Genomic DNA, 16,263 nt, shown 5'->3' on the forward strand with positions numbered 1-16,263 from the left:
TAAGGAGGTCAATAATAATGTTTTGTATTTACTGCGGTGAAAAAATAGAAGATGATGGTCTTGAAGTATGCCCAAATTGCGGAAACAGTATTTATAAAGAGACACCTGTTACAAATGAAATTCCTGTTACTGCCGTTAATGAAAAAGAAAAACAAATAGATATTGGAGAAATGAGAGTTATAAGTGGTTCGGACGAAATGTTAAGACGTATTCCTCTGAAATCTCCCAGAATTATTTAGATATGCTTAGATTAATATAGTTTTAAACTGAAGTGAAATATTTTAATTGTCATATTTCTAAAAAAGAAAGATAGTATTAAGAATTTAATAAACTATCTCAAGTTTGAAAATATAATGTTGAAAATGGAGGAAATTTGATGATATGCCCAAACTGTGGAAATCATTTACCTGATGAAGCAAGGTTTTGTAATAGTTGCGGAAGCAATCTAATACAGTCTGAAATGAGTAATAATAATGGAGAAAAAGAATCTAAAAATTTAAAAAATCATGTTTTTCATAGGGGGCATGTTTCTCGTTCTGCCGCGAAAATTGTGGCAGTTATTGGAGTAGTTGGCGGTATAATAGCTTTGCTGTGGACGCCTTTTATTCAGCATGTTTTACTGTCAAAATCTGTTGGCCCAGATGATCTTACAGGATATCATGCGGAAATGGATTATAAAAAAGCTGATGTAAATAGTAGCCAATTTCCTAATGGCAAATGGGTAAGAGATGATGGCAAAGCTGTTATTTATATTTCTAATATTGATAATGGTGAAAAATTTGAATTTGAATTATTTGCAAAAGAAGATAAGGAAAAAGATGCATGTAAACTTATGGCACAGGCAATTGTAGGTAATAATTTTCAAGCAGATGATGAGAATAAAGCTATTGCGGAATATAGTGATTTTCAAAACAAGGAGAATGTTGAAAGTATAAATTTTGCAGCTCTTACTAAGAAAGAAGCAATAAAAATAACAAGTGATGAAGGTTGGAAGAGTAATCATCAAAATCAAGTCACTCCTGATGGAACTTATTATAGAATTAAGAAAGTTTGGTTTTGGAAAAAAATTAAAGATGGTGAATGGAGTGAGGGATTTATTCCTAATGATAATAACAAAGAGAATGATCCGAAAACTCCTAATAAAGAGAAGGAAAAAAAGAAGGATGGCGGCGTGGCTGTGAATCCTCCACAGATACCTGAAGATGGTAAAGTGCCAAAGAGAGTAAAAGGCGGAGGTAAATATATATCGGAAGAACTTATGAAGAGGATTGCTGAAAACGGATTTTATGTAAAGCTGGATGGAGTGTATTATATTATAAGGACTGATGTAAAAGACTTTGATAAGTTTGTAAATTATTACTATTATGATGCGTATAAACCTGATAAAGATAATTTAACAGGTATGCAGCAAGGTATGCAAGTAGCCCAAGCCAGATTTGAAAGTTTGCAAAAAATGGAGCACAGCTGTTTTGGAAAAACAGTATGGGATTTTTCTTGCGATGTAGATTTTATGCCTGATTTTACAGGTGCTCAAATAGAGACATCAGGTGAATATAAAACATCAGTAGGGCTTCCTCAATATAAGGAGTATAAAGTTGGATATGGGTGGAATAATTTTCAATTTAAGGGGACATCTAAAAATTGTTCTTATGAAATAAAGTGGGATCCCAATAATCCTTATCTAATAAATTTAGTTGGTGAAATAAAAATACCTAGAGCTGAGAAATCAAATGAAGTTGCAGAAAAAGCTGAGTATAACTTGAATATATATTTTTATAAGGATGGAAATATTGATGCAGAAGGATTTTTTACAGTTACAGGTCTTGGAACAGAAAAGATTGTTTTTTGGCTGCAGATGTCAGCTGTTGAATTTCAAGTAGATACTAGTATTGACCAATACTATGACTTCAAAGAAGCAGAATATGTGTATGAATTTGAAACTTTGGATGACGATGTGGCTGAGTATTCTACTGAAAGAGTGGAAGATTACCTCGAAAATGGTGAAGGTTATGAATATAAAAGATATCAATATTTAAACCAATACCAGACTGTTAATTAAAGGGGGAGAGAAATGTTTTGTCCATATTGTGAAAAAGAATTGCCTGATAATGCCCGGTATTGTGCCAATTGCGGAAGCTCCCTAATAAGTTTTATTGATTCGGAAATAAAGACAAGCAGCTTGGAAGAGACCAATAACATAGGTAATGATGATGAGAATCAAAATAAGCATAAAAGTGTAAAAGGAAAGCGTATTTTAATTTTATTATTTATTATTTCATTAATATTTCTCATTTTGTTTAAATTTCATACACAGATAGTAAAATTTACACCATTTAATGGCATACATAATAGGATTAGTTCTGAAGAGGGAGATGAGAAGAATAAAGAACACAAGATTATATCACTAAGCGATACAGACTTAAATATTTATTCTGATAAAGATTATATTTATTATTTAAGCGATAACGAAATGGGTATCTTTTACAGAATTGATAAAAATACTCGTGAAGTGGATCTTATGTTTGAAGTTTATGCAGATATGGGAGAAATAGATGGAGAAAGACTTATACTCAGTGCAAAGTCCTTTACAATTTGCGGAGATTATATGTATTTTTCTTTTAAACCTATAGAAATGGGATTTCCATCTGCTTATTTTAGAATGCCAAAAGAGGGAGGAAAGGCCGAATTTTTATTTTTACTCCCAGAGTCTTTTATGGTGGAATACAAAAATAAGATTTACTTTTTGTTAGAGGATTCAAAAAAAATTGCCGTATATAATCCGGAAAAGAAGGGGCTGCCTGAGTTTATTAAGGTAATGGATAACCCAAAGGGTCAAAGGGGAATGAAAGCGAAAGTCGCCGTAGCAGATGGGTATTTATATTACACAGGAACTCGTGATAATGAAACCGCTTTGAATTGCTATCGAACAAAATTGTCAACCGGAAAAAGCGAGATATTAATAGACAATAAAAACAGAGGATTTGAAGAGATTTTAAATGGGATTTTTGTAGATAATTATTTTTATTATTCAACCTTGTTTTATGATGATATTAATATTGTCAGGAAGTATAATCTGGATACCGGAGAAAATAGAATTTTAACCGGATTTGAAGGAGAGGATTCATTCCTTTCAACATTTAATGGAGACCTCATAATACCATATTCTGAAGTTGGGAAATATGTACAAGTTAATCTTGAAAATAATGAAGATGTTACTGAGTTTTATGAAGGTGAAAAATATGAAACCGATAATAGTATAGAAAATGCAGTAAATGCTGCTCTAGGTAGACCATTAGAAGAAAATGTGAAAATCATTAATAGAGAAACTTTAAGAAAACAAATTGATGGATATGCGCTGGAGTCCTTTAGAGGCTGTGATACGAAAAAAAATAAGAAGTTTGAGTGGAGTTCCGATAGAGATGATTATACCCCCGTTTGTGTCATAAAAGATCAGGCTGCAATGCGTGAAGCGGTAGAACTTATGGTTAAATATAAAAATACAGATTGTAGTAATGGAGTAAATGAATAGTTTAATTACAGCAAAAAGAATTAAATACAAAAAATAAAACAAGGACGTGATTCTACTAGGATTAAAATTAATAAAAGCTTAAGGATTTCGTAAGATTAAGTTCAGATATGGCTTGAAAGAATATATCTTTAAATATAAAAGGAAAACAATGTTTAAATTAGAACCTAAGAAACTAATTAATTTTGTTAAAATAAAGAAAAATACAGGGTGGAATATTTTTGCTACTAATGAATAGGCAAGTGAATAATTATTGCATTTATTTTCATTTTGTAATATCATTAGAAATGAGAAACAAAGGGACAATTTAATAGATATAGTCTCATTAGGAGGATGAATAATGTTTAAAACTATGATTGAGAAATTAAAAAACGATCAACAGAAACTTGTATTTACAGAGGGTTCAGATCCTAGAATACTTGAAGCAGCAAGTCGTTTAAAGCAAGAAAAGATACTTGAACCTATATTACTTGGAAATCCTAAGGAAGTTCAAGATGCAGCACAAAAAAATGGATTTTCTATAGATGGTATTGAAATTATAGATCCTATGAGTTATCCTGAAATGGATGCTATGGTTGCAAAGCTTATAGAAATAAGAAAAGGAAAAATGGATGAAGCAGCATGTCGTGAAGCTTTGAAAAAAACAAATTATTTTGGTACAATGCTGGTTAAAATGGGACATGCAAACGGTCTTTTAGGCGGTGCTACATATTCAACAGCAGACACAGTACGTCCTGCACTTCAAATTATTAAGACAAAGCCTGGAAACAATATTGTATCAAGTTGCTTTATAATGCATCGTGTAACTGAAAAAGGTGACGAAAGATATACTATGGCAGATTGTGCTATCAATATAAGCCCTGGTGTTGATGATTTAGTTGAGATTGCTGTTGAAAGTGCTAAAACAGCAAAGATCTTCTCAATTGAACCTAAGGTTGCTATGCTTTCATACAGTTCAGTAGGATCAGGTAAAGGAGAGTCTGTAGACAAGGTTCGTGAAGCAGTAGAAAAATTAAAGGCTAAGGATTTAGATTTCCCAGTGGACGGTGAACTTCAATTTGATGCTGCTTTTGCTCCTGAAGTAGCAAAAACAAAAGTACCTAATTCACCTGTTGCAGGCCAAGCAAATACATTTGTATTCCCTGATATAAATGCAGGTAATATTGGTTATAAAATTGCACAAAGACTTGGAGGCTTTGACGCTTATGGTCCTATTTTACAAGGATTAAATGCACCTATTAATGATCTTTCAAGAGGCTGCAATGCAGATGAAGTTTATAAGATGGCTATTATCACAGCTTCAATAAAATAATTCAAATAATAAATAAAGGCCGTAGGATTTTTAAACCCTATGGTCTTTCCCTTTTTTCCTATCTCATAAAGTTAGATATCAAACTAATGATTGTAGTTTTTCTCTTCCATTACTCGGAACGCTCATGAGTAATACTCTTTATAAATGTATTCCTTTGCTTTCATTGAAATTGTTTAAGTTAATCAAATATAATATAATGATAAATGTACAAATTATCATTTCACAACATAAGAATGACATTTTGCAACAATTCTATTGAAATGAACTGCTTTATTTGAAAAAATAATAAGAATAGGCTTGAGATAAAAAGTTAAGATAAATCATTAAGGTTATATTTATGAAAAAGTAAAAGCTGTACAAATGGTTAGGGCAATATTATGATAAAAATAGCGATATGTGATGATGAAAAAATCTCATGTGAACTTTTAAGACAGAAAATATTAGATTACATGGCAGAATGGAAAAAGCATTGTGAAACAGAATGTTTTTTTAATGCTGCGGAACTTTTGCAGACCTCGTGTGCTTACGACATATTTTTTCTCGATATACAAATGCCTGAGCAAGATGGTATTACATTAGCTAAAAAAATAAGAGAAAATGAAAATTCCGGATTAATTATTTTCACTACTGCTTTAGCAGAACATGTATACGATGCCTTTGAAGTTGAAGCTCTTGACTATATCTGTAAACCAATTGATGATATTCGGTTGAAGAAAGCATTGAATCGAGCAATTAAGAAACTAGAAGAGCAAGAAGGTAAAAGTATATTTATCCAGACTATGAATTGGTGTAGATCAGTTAAATTGGATGATATTTATTTCTGTGAAGTGATTAACCGAAAAATATATCTTCATACAAAAAATGGTGTTATTGAGTATTACTGCAAATTGGAAGATGTTGAAAAACAACTTGATTATCGTTTTGTACAATGTCATCGCAGTTATCTTGTTAACTTGGATTATTTGTTAGAGTACACCAACAGGCAAATCATATTAGAAAATGGAGAGCGTGTTCCAACATCAAGACTTCGGCATCAAGATTTTATGGATGCTATGATGTTGTATATGAAAAGAAAGGGAACGTAAAATGAACATTATGATCGTTGGATTGTTGTATTCAGGTATGGTTTCCGTGTTGTTATATTATTACTTTTGCCGTCTGGAGGGTGCTGGTTTCCGATGGTATAGGGGTGCTGTATATGCAGTTTTATCATGCGGTTTAGCTGTTTGCAGGTACTTGGAATGGACTACGGAGTTTTGGGATGTACTTTTGGGAATAATGCTTTTGGCAGGTTGCGGGATGTTGTTTCATAAGTCAAGATTTATAGAATCTTTGGTTTCATCTTTATTGATAATTTCTTTGTACAGCATTATAGTGGGGATTATGCAGTCTGTCACTTTTTGGCTGCTTTCCAGTGTCAATTCTAAAATGATATTAAGATTTGGGGATTTATTTCAAAATACCGTAGTTATTGTTTTGCTGATTTTAACCTCACGAATGTTATTAAAATTTTTTCCAAGAAATATGTGTAAATTTGATGAGCCAATTTTACTGGTGTTACTTCTGCCAGTTGTGTTCATTACTTTTTTTGAGGCCTTTGTGTCAGACTTTATTTATGGTAACACGATTATTTGGGATACGGAAAAAGGATTAATTTTTCCAAAATTAAATAGTTTTGAGTTACTGGTTTTACGTTTGCTTGCTTGCGGAGGTTTGATTTCTGCTTTAGTTGCTCATCAGAAATTGGTTACTACAATTCAACATGAACAGACAATTCAGCAATTGGAACAGCAGACACAAAATCAAGAAGTGTATGTAAAAGAAGCGAAATTAAGATATGAGCAGACCAGGTCATTTCGTCACGATATTAAAAATCATTTGCTTATTTTACATAAATTGATAAAAGAGGGTAAGACAAATAAAGCAAGGGAATATTTGAAACATATGGAAGTGATGTCTGATAGCATGTCATTTCAAGTACAAACGGGAAATATTGCGGTAGATGCATTACTTAGCAGTAAGCTAGGTGTCGCAGCACAAAAAGGAATTCACATTCATTGTTCCATACTTATTCCTGCACAGAGTTTTATGGCTGATATAGATTGGTGCATTATTTTATCCAATGCTCTTGATAATGCAATAAATGCCAGTGAGACTATTGCTGAACAAGACCGGTGGATTCATTTATCTGGCATGCAGAAAGGAAATATATATCTACTAAATATTGAAAATCGTTGCAGGGAAAATACAAAAACTCCTTTAGAGGGAATAGGGCTTTCAAATATACGGGCTGTCATTAAAAAATACAATGGAAAAATGGAAATTGAAGTGGTGGATAATATATTTAAGCTAAATATATTGCTTATCATTTCGCAACATTCCCAAAACATTCTGCAACAAACTTATTGAAAGTGGCTATTTTATTTATAAAATGGAAATATGAGCACGAGTATTATATGACAAAGGAGGAAGAAGTTATGATAGGAGCCGTTAATAATACTGTTTGTCAGCAAAATTCTTATATTTATAAAGAGGGAAATAGTCAAACGGTAAATTCTACTGAAGAAACATATAAAGCTTCTCAAAAGGATTTGGATGTAAAATCCCAAATTAATCAGCTTACTTCTGATATTGAAAAAGAAGAGAATGAACTTTCAAAACTGAATAAAGAATTTACACAACATGTTGCAAATGGAGATAAAGAGATGGCAAATTTAAAAAGTGCCGAACTACAAATGAAACAAATGTCCATCGCCCTTATGCGAACTAAAGTTAAGGAACTTAATGCGTCTAAAACTGAAAAATCTGGGGTGTCCGCTACCTTGCCCAGAACACATGATGAATATATTAAGAGTAATGACCAGCCAGAAGAATTTCCTGGTATTTACCGATTGGAAAATGATGGAAATGGGCAAAAAATTGTATTTGATCGTCCTGAGCCACTGTCAAAAACACAACAGACAGATGCTGTAGAGAAACAAGAACAAAACAACGTACCATCTGAAGCAGCAATGGACAAGGCGAAAGACAGCCAAAAAGAGGGAAAAGGCAAAGGCCCTGAAAAAAGTGATAATAAAAAAGAAGTTTGGAATACAACAATTAATACCGATAAGGTTGACGCTGAAATCAAGAAACTGAAAGAACAAAAACAGCAGATTGAACAACAGTTAAAGGGTGCTGCTGATAATGAAGATAAGCATAAGGAGTTAGAACAGTGTTTATCTAAGATAGAGTCTGAGCTACGTACAAAAGACAATGACACCTATAGGAAGCAGCATGCCACTAAACAGACATTAAAAGTTTAGTAGATATATTCCCCTTTCTAGTCCCATTTAAGTTTTTACTAAAATAGTCGATATAGTAAATAATGGGATTTATTTTAAAGTATTAAAGGAAGGGTGGATTAAGATTAATGAACATTTCAAATTTAAGCAATAAATATCTTCAATGGATTAAGAGCATGCCTACTGCAAAGAATTATGCCAAACAAAATGCAGGGGTATTAAACCATATTAATTCAGCAAATACAATATCAAAAAGAAGTAGCGCACCTGTAGAGATAGATAAAATATTATATTCAGGTGAAGTTGTGAAATCTGATATGAAAAATTATACGGGTACACCGATAACTGAGTGTGAGATTGTTCCTTCATCACAACGTGAATATACAATAGGGGATGCACTGAATTATCAGTATAATAAGCAATTTACAATAAACCTTGAAGATATAATGAGCGGTAATTGTGAAAATATAAAACTGCGTGATCCTAATTCTTCTGTACCTCAGGATTTTATTGAAAGATTACAACAGCAGGGCATTCAGGAGGAGTCTTATGACAGCAGTAGAACAGAATTTTATATAATGGGATTAAATGAAGATACTGCATCAATTGGACATAGTATAGATTATCTTGCTTCAGGCTATGCAGTTTCAAAAAAGCATATTGAAGATAACTACGTTGGAGAAGAAAAAGATAAGTTATTAAATAAATTGGAATCTGAATATAATATGTCTGTTGAGATTGTTGCAGAGAAAACAGCAAAAGAAATCGGAGAATTTTTTAGTGAAAACGGAGTAAGTGGTGAAACACAAAAAATACATGATAGCATTGTAAAAGCATATAACGAAAGTATAGATAAATATTCCGAATACATAAAAGACGGAAAGGATTATGCAAACCTTAACGGAACACAAAACCAATGGTTAAAAAGTGACGATTCTTATATGGCATGCCAACTTAGAAAGGCTGCGAAAGAAGACGAAGTGTTAAAGACATCAGAAAATGTAGATAAATATTATTCCCTAGAAGAAATTGAAAAAACTAAAGCAATGGTGTCTGAAATAGGAAGTTATGATAATAATGGGCAAAGAGCTATAAGTTGTTATGACAGTGAAGAAGAGATAGGATTTAAACTTGCGGAGCTTTCTCTTAAAGGTGAAGTTTTTAATAAATACAGTGATGTTTCTGACAGTCTTAAGGATGCTGTTACTAAATCTATACAAAATTTTGTCACTAATATTACGGACAAGTTAAATGAAGAATTAAAAGCTGAAAGAAAGAATGTAGCAGAACCTGAAACAATGGCTGACCTTAATAAAAATGAAATATTTAAAGTCTATAATAAAGTTATCAGCACTTATAAGACCATAGGTGATATGGTAAAAGCGTTGAAAGAAGGTGCCGTATTCGGGAAAAATCAGCATATGGATAAAACCGATAATTTGCAGTATTCAAATCTGAATCGTTATGGAAACAGTGGTTCAATATTTTGGAACAATTTTTTTCAAAATACATTAAAATACAGCGAAAATGCATTAGTTCCTGATTTTTCTAACAATGGCTATATTGATAAAGAGTCAGGAATTGAAACTCTTTCAAAGAATTGGAATAATTTTGTTTCAAAATTTACCAATGACAATAGTGTTAAATTGAATATAAGCAGTTTTTTTGGTTACGCATAAAAATTTGAATGAGATAACGTTAAGTAGTATTTTAATATTTTCTCTGATATAATATATCTAATAATGATGTTGTTTATTATTAAATATTCATAACATTGATTAGGCTGAAAAAACTGTGATGGCGCTAGAATTTTATAAAAAAATATTTTTCAAATATATATATTCAATATAAAAATGCGAAGACTGTTAAAATTAGTATGAATATTTTTTAATTATGTGACATTGTTACGGATAAAAATAAGCTATGGTAGTAGAATAAGTGCATGTAGGAAAGGAGTAAATATTATGGATTTAAAAGAAACAATGGAACAAAAAGTCTTTGCGGTTGTTGGAGACACATTAAATGAAGAAAAATATGCTTATAAAATAAAAAAGCAGATGCAAGATGCTAACTATAAGGTTTATAGTGTGGGGAAAGAATTAAAATCAATAAATGATATTCCAGAAGATGATATAGATGTAATTGATTTATGTATTAATCCCGTAAAAGGTTTAAATCTTATGAAAGAATGTAATAAAAAATTTAAAAATGTGGTAATTCAACCAGGAGCAGAAAGTGAAGAACTCCTTGATTACCTAAAACAGAATGAAATTCCTTATATTGAAAGCTGTTTATTAGTTGGCTTAAGTCTATATAAATAATAATACGATAAAATGATTTGTTATAGATGGAAAAACTTTGACTATATTAGAGCGGTAAAAAGTGTAATATAAAAAAGCAGACATTATGTTTTTAATTTTCATAATGCCTGCTTTCCTTTTATTTTGAAAAAAGAAGAGTAAAAATGTATTTTAAAGTTATATAACTTTTTCCTCAGGAAAAGGAACTATAACGGGAATTCCCATATGTTCAACGATATGGACATGAATTCGGTAAACTTGCTCAATATTTTCAGGAGTCATTGTTTCAAGGCCTCCATAAGAGAAAAGCTGTGAATCCTTAAGAAATAAAAATCTGTCACAATAACGAATAGCAAGATTGAGGTCATGTATAATGATTGCTACGCAAATATTATGTTCTTGAGCAATTTTTTTTACTATACGTAGAACTTCATGCTGATTACGTGGATCAAGATTACTTGTAGGTTCATCAAGTAATAAAAGCTTTGGTTCTTGTGCCAGAGCTCTTGCAAGCATAACCTTTTGTACTTCGCCTCCGGAAAGTTCTGAGACATTACGTAATGCGAAATCTCCTAAATTCATCTTCTGTATTAAATCACTTACAGTTTTCCTGTCTTCAGAGGTTATATCCCATTTTATATATGGCTTTCTTCCAAGAAGAATAGAATCAAATACAGTCATATTAATAGATGTACTACTTTGGGGTACATAAGCAATATTCTGTGCCATTTCATTTTTAGTCATTTTAAATACATTTGAGCTGTTAACAAATACCATACCCTCTTGAGCAGGACAAATACGGTCAATACATTTTAGTAATGTGCTTTTTCCTGCTCCATTATTACCTAAGATAGCTATACATTGATTCTTTTGTATATCAAAACTTACATCTTTAAGAATTTTTCTTGAGGCTTGATTATATGCAAAAGTTATATTTTCTATTTTAACCATTATGATTAAACCCCCTAAACAGAATATAAAGGAATAAAGGAGCACCTAAAAATGAAGTGATTGCGCCTATTGGAAGTATAACTGGTGCAATTATAAGTCTGCCAAAGGTATCTGCTAAAATAAGAAGCAAGGCTCCGGTAACAGTTGAGCATGGTATAAGATAACGGTAGTCATTGCCAACAAATCTTCTCATAATATGTGGTGCGACAAGCCCTACAAAACTTATAATTCCAACAAATGATACTGCAACTGCTGAAGTAAGGGATGCAATCCCCATACTGATCAGCATAACTGTTCTAGTATTTACTCCAAGGCTCCTTGCTGTATCAGCTCCGCTTTCCATTGCATTATAGTTCCAACGATTTAGAAGAAAATATATAAGAGCAACAAAGAAAACAATTGTAAGAATTAATATTTCAGCCCAGCCTGTAGAGCCAAGGTTTCCGAATGTCCAAAATACTACAGCACTTATTTTTGTTTCGTCTGCAAAATATTGAAGCAGTGTACTTCCTCCTGTAAAAAGAGAACTTAATGCAACACCTGCTAGGATAAGTCCTGCGGGACCTAAATCCTTTTTAAATTGTGATAGAACAATAACTACCAATGTTGACAATGAGCCGCATACAAAAGCACATAAAGTTACTATATAAGGATTATTTATTGTAATTGCTGTTGCTGCGGAGTCAGAATTCACAACCCCTCCACCAAACACTATAATTCCCAATGCTGCACCAAATGCTGCACCTTGGGAGACACCCAAGGTTGATGCTGATGCCAGAGGGTTTTGCAGTACACATTGCATTACAGCACCGGAAGCGGCAAGAGACGCTCCTACAATGATGGCAGTTACAACTCTGGGAAGTCTGATTCCCATTATAATCATTTCAGATTGTATTTGTCCTTTTCCGATAATAGTTTTAACAACTTCAGGAATAGGAATATCTAATGAACCGGCGCTAACTGCAAAAAGTGCAACTATAATTGTTATAAAAACAGTTATTACAAAGATGAATTTTTTACGTTTTACAAAATTATTATATGCTTGAAGTTCAATTGTTTGGTCATATTTCATTATTTATCTCCATTAAGGGTAACTTTGCTGTAAGTTATGCCTGCATCTTTAAGTTTACTAAGGTAATCGCTATCATTTAGGAAGAATTTAAATATTTCACTTGCTTTTTTTTCAAAGTCCACATCACTAAACTGCTCAGGGTAAATTACACTTGCAACATAGTAGCTATTTATAATAGGTATTTCAACGTTTGAATAATAGGATGTAGAATTAGGGTATTGATATAAATTACCATTTTTAACTGCAGTTAATTGTTCATAAAAATTTGGGTTTTTTTCAAAGTCTTTTTTAACAAGCTTTAGACCGCTATAGTCAAAGAAAATATATTCAGGATTCCATCCAATAACTTGTTCTTTATCAACTATTACACCGCCTTCTTTATCTGATATTCCCTTTGCAACATCATTTGCTGCTATTGCGTTAAATACGGAATAATTAGAATAAACTCCTTCTATTCCGTGTGAACCTTTGAATGTTGCAGCAGCTCCTAAAATTGTAGGTTTATCTGTGTCAGGAACATCAGCTGTTCTGGTTTTAAGGTCATCAAGGCAATCGTTTATGTAGGAAATAACTTCTTCTGCTCTGTCCTCTACGCCACAAACATCACCTAGCATGCGAAGAGCTTCTTCATAGTCTTTTCCGAATAAAGTTCCCATAGGAACTGCTACTACAGGTATGCCTGTTTTACTCTGGATTTCATCTGCCAGTTCTTTTGTGTATGTGCATAATATTACATCAGGTTTTACACTGATTATTTGTTCAGGGTAATAATCTGTAGCTCCCATGGCATCTGTTCCTACAACAGGAAGATCCCTCCATTTATCTTTGTTAGCATAAGCGTAAGCTTGAAGAGGGCTTAATGTTTCTTCATCAAAACCACTTATACCTACTACTTTATCCGTAAGGCCAAGATATGTAATCATACGCGGAGTATTTGCAAGAGGTACGATTCTTTCCACATTTGCAGGTATTTCAACTTCACGACCCAGACAATCTGTAATAGTTCTTGTTTCAGAAGATGAGGAATCCGCATCAGAATTTTTGTTTCCACATCCTGCAAACATACAGACTGTAAGAGCAATAACCATAATTAGTACAATAAATTTTTTCATTCTATAATTCCTTCCTTTTTTAAAAGATCTTTAGCAATAATAATAAAATTTACATGTTTTAAATATTAAAATATTGCAATTATCAATAATTTTCGCATAAAAGCTTTGATCTCACAAGCTCCATGGGGGGATATTTCAGTATTAAATTTGGGTGAAAACATAAAAATTATATTAAATAATGTATTTATATATAAATAATTATAAGAATTTATCAAAATTTCGAATTTATTTTTAAAAAGATATAATGTATAAATATATAAAGGTTTTAGAAAAACAAACAATAAGATATTTAAATGGTCAGGTCAGTTTTATATTAATGTAATTTATGTTTAAGCTAAAGGAGGGTTTAAAATGTAAAACATTAGATTCATATCTTAATGTATAATAAATATAAATTTAAAAAAACAAATGAAAATGGTTGATTGCTTAATTTGCACTTTTTTAATTTTGATATATAATAATGTTAAAGTTATTAAAAAGAGGAGTCGATTTAAAATGAAGATAGACAGAGTATGGGCAGTATATTTTAGCCCTAACGGAAACACGGAAAAGATAATTGTTGCTGTTGCTGATTCTCTTGGAAAAAAGCTGGATGCCGAAGTAAAAAGACTTGATTATACATTACCGTCTGTAAGGAATGAAATAAATTCGTTTTCCAAGTCAGATCTTGTAATCTGGGGAACTCCAGTATATGCTGGCAGAATACCAAATAAAATACTGCCTTACATACAAAATAATTTTATAGGAAATGACGCTATGGCGGTTCCAATAGCTGTATTTGGTAATCGTAGTTATGATGATGCCTTGATTGAACTGCGAAATGTTTTGGAAAGTAATGGCTTTCACACCATTGCAGGTGCAGGTTTTGCAGCAAAGCATGCTTTTTCAAAAGTTTTATCAGCTGGCAGACCTGATAAAGATGACATGGATAAAGCAGAAGTCTTTTCTAAAGGTATCGCTGATAAAGTAAATATGCTAAATGATATTCCTAAACCAATATCTGTTAAAGGAAATAATCCTCCTACAGAATATTATAAACCTAAAGGACTTGATGGAAAGCCAACTGTTTTCCTAAAAGCAAAGCCTAAGACAGACCATGAAAAATGCAATAAATGTGGTATATGTATTAGTAGTTGTCCTATGGGATCAATAAATATAGAGGATTCATCTGAAGTAACGGGGATTTGTATTAAGTGCCATGCCTGTGTTAATAAATGTCCAAATAATGCTAAATATTTTGATGATGAAGCATTCTTATCACATAAAATGATGCTTGAACGTGACTTTATGCAAAGAAAAGAACCGGAAATCTTTTTATAGTGAACTAATAGCTGCGTAATAAATTTAAAATTCTAAACACCTTTTTATGGAAATAATATATTTTTCAGAAAAGGTGTTTTTATATATGAAATTTTTGTATTTATAAGGAAATTATGAAGAAAATATAAAAAGATAATTATTGACGTATGCTCATAACTGGAATATAATTAGCAATAAATTAAAACCTAATTTATTTATTTTATCAATTATATAAAAATAATTCTAAATAGGGAGGTAATTAAATGTCAGAAATGAAATATGTATTTGGACCAGTTCCATCAAGAAGATTAGGAATATCTTTAGGGATAAGTCCTATTCCCAAAAAAACATGTAATTACTCTTGTGTTTATTGTCAGTTAGGAAGAACAAATCCTTTAACTAATAAGAGAACTATGTTTTTCCCTATAGATGATATAATTTCTGAATTTGAGCAAATACAAAAAAGTAAGATTAAATATGATGTTATTACAATAGTAGGAGAGGGAGAACCCACATTATATTTAGGATTAGGAGAGTTAATTTATGCTATTAAAGAAAGAACTCAGATTCCTATAGCAGTTATTACAAATGGAGCACTTCTTTATGACGTGGAAGTAAGAAATGCACTTTATTCTGCGGATATAGTTTTACCAACTATTGATGCTTATAATCAAAATACTTTAAAGGAGATAAACAGACCACATGGGAGTATTGATTTTGATAAAGTGAAGGAGGGTATGATTGAGTTTTCTAAGAATTATAAAGGACAGCTTTGGATTGAGACTATGCTTATTGATGGTATGAATGATAGTTTGGATTTCTTGAATAAGTATAAGAAATTTTTAAAAAACTTTAAATATGAAAGATTATATATTAATACACCAGTAAGACCTCCTGCAGAAGAATTCGTAAGACCAATAGATTCAGAAAAAATGAAAAAGGCGGTTGATATTTTAGAAGGAATTTCCATTGATTTGTTGGAATCAGAAGGATTTCACAGCGAAATAAAAGATCATTATAAAGCTATATTAAGTATTATAAAACGTCACCCTATGAACCAATTTGAAATAGAAGAATTTTTAAAATTAAGAGGTTGTGAAAATATAGATGAACTTTTATGTAGATTAGGTAAAGATGATAATATTATAGTATTAAGTTATAAGGGCTATAATACTTATAGAATAAAATAATAAGTTTTTTAAATTTTAGTTTGTTTAAAATAATTAAACAGAAAATATAGAGATATTAGAATTCTGAGATAAAGTTTTAAGATAAATATAAATAAATGATTAGTTGGTTTATGAATAATATTATAAACCAACTTTTTTATTTTACATATATTAATAAAACTATAAAATAAAAAAAGTTATTGACATATGCTCATAACTCAAATATACTAAAAGTATA

At 31.4% G+C, this 16,263-nt stretch carries 14 protein-coding genes; 11 read left to right on the top strand and 3 right to left on the bottom strand.

Features of this window, described 5'->3' with window-relative positions; translation table 11 throughout:
- The first annotated feature begins 17 nt into the window (after window positions 1-17).
- The 9 genes from K292_RS0115100 (at window position 18) to K292_RS0115145 (ending at window position 10,443) form a co-directional block, all read left to right on the top strand.
- Window positions 18-239, top strand: coding sequence for a hypothetical protein (locus K292_RS0115100; protein ID WP_027400540.1), 222 nt, complete (start codon window positions 18-20; stop codon window positions 237-239).
- Window positions 240-376: 137 nt separating this feature from the next.
- Window positions 377-2,059 carry a zinc ribbon domain-containing protein gene (locus K292_RS0115105; protein WP_027400541.1) on the top strand — a complete coding sequence of 561 codons (1,683 nt, stop codon included), beginning with the start codon at window positions 377-379 and terminating at the stop codon, window positions 2,057-2,059.
- 12 nt (window positions 2,060-2,071) lie between these two features.
- Window positions 2,072-3,529, top strand: a complete 1,458-nt coding sequence (locus tag K292_RS0115110; protein ID WP_027400542.1) for a zinc ribbon domain-containing protein — start codon at window positions 2,072-2,074, stop codon at window positions 3,527-3,529.
- 337 nt (window positions 3,530-3,866) lie between these two features.
- Complete coding sequence (gene pta, locus K292_RS0115120; protein ID WP_027400543.1) at window positions 3,867-4,838, top strand: phosphate acetyltransferase; 972 nt, start codon at window positions 3,867-3,869, stop codon at window positions 4,836-4,838.
- 377 nt (window positions 4,839-5,215) lie between these two features.
- Window positions 5,216-5,923: a LytR/AlgR family response regulator transcription factor gene (locus K292_RS0115125; protein ID WP_027400544.1), complete on the top strand. Its 708-nt coding sequence runs from the start codon at window positions 5,216-5,218 to the stop codon at window positions 5,921-5,923.
- 1 nt (window position 5,924) lies between these two features.
- A complete protein-coding gene (locus K292_RS17510; protein ID WP_027400545.1) occupies window positions 5,925-7,247 on the top strand; it encodes a sensor histidine kinase in 1,323 nt (440 codons plus the stop codon).
- Window positions 7,248-7,315: 68 nt separating this feature from the next.
- The gene (locus tag K292_RS17515) at window positions 7,316-8,143 is read left to right on the top strand and encodes a hypothetical protein (protein WP_051280861.1); all 828 of its coding nucleotides are present in this window, start codon (window positions 7,316-7,318) and stop codon (window positions 8,141-8,143) included.
- A gap of 107 nt (window positions 8,144-8,250) precedes the next feature.
- Window positions 8,251-9,801: a hypothetical protein gene (locus tag K292_RS0115140; protein ID WP_027400546.1), complete on the top strand. Its 1,551-nt coding sequence runs from the start codon at window positions 8,251-8,253 to the stop codon at window positions 9,799-9,801.
- Between the two features lie 285 nt (window positions 9,802-10,086).
- Complete coding sequence (locus K292_RS0115145; RefSeq protein ID WP_027400547.1) at window positions 10,087-10,443, top strand: CoA-binding protein; 357 nt, start codon at window positions 10,087-10,089, stop codon at window positions 10,441-10,443.
- Window positions 10,444-10,599: 156 nt separating this feature from the next.
- Here K292_RS0115145 and K292_RS0115150 read toward each other — a convergent pair whose 3' ends face one another.
- From K292_RS0115150 to K292_RS17520, 3 genes are read right to left on the bottom strand one after another with little or no spacing between them, the layout of a single operon-like run.
- Window positions 10,600-11,373, bottom strand: coding sequence for an ABC transporter ATP-binding protein (locus tag K292_RS0115150; protein ID WP_027400548.1), 774 nt, complete (start codon window positions 11,371-11,373; stop codon window positions 10,600-10,602).
- On the bottom strand, window positions 11,366-12,445 hold the full coding sequence (locus K292_RS0115155) for a FecCD family ABC transporter permease (RefSeq protein WP_027400549.1): 1,080 nt from the start codon (window positions 12,443-12,445) through the stop codon (window positions 11,366-11,368). Before K292_RS0115155 ends, K292_RS0115150 begins: the two co-directional genes overlap by 8 nt.
- Window positions 12,445-13,557 (bottom strand): iron ABC transporter substrate-binding protein, encoded by a 1,113-nt coding sequence (locus K292_RS17520; protein WP_051280863.1) that lies wholly within the window; start codon window positions 13,555-13,557, stop codon window positions 12,445-12,447. Before K292_RS17520 ends, K292_RS0115155 begins: the two co-directional genes overlap by 1 nt.
- Window positions 13,558-14,052: 495 nt before the next feature.
- Between K292_RS17520 and K292_RS0115165 the strand changes: the two genes are divergently transcribed.
- A complete protein-coding gene (locus K292_RS0115165) occupies window positions 14,053-14,877 on the top strand; it encodes an EFR1 family ferrodoxin (protein ID WP_027400550.1) in 825 nt (274 codons plus the stop codon).
- Between the two features lie 242 nt (window positions 14,878-15,119).
- On the top strand, window positions 15,120-16,046 hold the full coding sequence (locus K292_RS0115170; RefSeq protein ID WP_027400551.1) for a radical SAM protein: 927 nt from the start codon (window positions 15,120-15,122) through the stop codon (window positions 16,044-16,046).
- Window positions 16,047-16,263 lie beyond the last annotated feature (217 nt).

This window comes from Anaerovorax odorimutans DSM 5092 (assembly GCF_000426305.1).
Classification (GTDB): domain Bacteria; phylum Bacillota; class Clostridia; order Peptostreptococcales; family Anaerovoracaceae; genus Anaerovorax; species Anaerovorax odorimutans.

Bases quoted from the DNA above. Each gene is read 5' to 3' on its own strand.
- K292_RS0115100 (WP_027400540.1), top strand. From the start codon at position 18: ATGTTTTGTATTTACTGCGGTGAAAAAATAGAAGATGATGGTCTTGAA.
- K292_RS0115105 (WP_027400541.1), top strand. From the start codon at position 377: ATGATATGCCCAAACTGTGGAAATCATTTACCTGATGAAGCAAGGTTT.
- K292_RS0115110 (WP_027400542.1), top strand. From the start codon at position 2,072: ATGTTTTGTCCATATTGTGAAAAAGAATTGCCTGATAATGCCCGGTAT.
- pta (WP_027400543.1), top strand. From the start codon at position 3,867: ATGTTTAAAACTATGATTGAGAAATTAAAAAACGATCAACAGAAACTT.
- K292_RS0115125 (WP_027400544.1), top strand. From the start codon at position 5,216: ATGATAAAAATAGCGATATGTGATGATGAAAAAATCTCATGTGAACTT.
- K292_RS17510 (WP_027400545.1), top strand. From the start codon at position 5,925: ATGAACATTATGATCGTTGGATTGTTGTATTCAGGTATGGTTTCCGTG.
- K292_RS17515 (WP_051280861.1), top strand. From the start codon at position 7,316: ATGATAGGAGCCGTTAATAATACTGTTTGTCAGCAAAATTCTTATATT.
- K292_RS0115140 (WP_027400546.1), top strand. From the start codon at position 8,251: ATGAACATTTCAAATTTAAGCAATAAATATCTTCAATGGATTAAGAGC.
- K292_RS0115145 (WP_027400547.1), top strand. From the start codon at position 10,087: ATGGATTTAAAAGAAACAATGGAACAAAAAGTCTTTGCGGTTGTTGGA.
- K292_RS0115150 (WP_027400548.1), bottom strand. From the start codon at position 11,373: ATGGTTAAAATAGAAAATATAACTTTTGCATATAATCAAGCCTCAAGA.
- K292_RS0115155 (WP_027400549.1), bottom strand. From the start codon at position 12,445: ATGAAATATGACCAAACAATTGAACTTCAAGCATATAATAATTTTGTA.
- K292_RS17520 (WP_051280863.1), bottom strand. From the start codon at position 13,557: ATGAAAAAATTTATTGTACTAATTATGGTTATTGCTCTTACAGTCTGT.
- K292_RS0115165 (WP_027400550.1), top strand. From the start codon at position 14,053: ATGAAGATAGACAGAGTATGGGCAGTATATTTTAGCCCTAACGGAAAC.
- K292_RS0115170 (WP_027400551.1), top strand. From the start codon at position 15,120: ATGTCAGAAATGAAATATGTATTTGGACCAGTTCCATCAAGAAGATTA.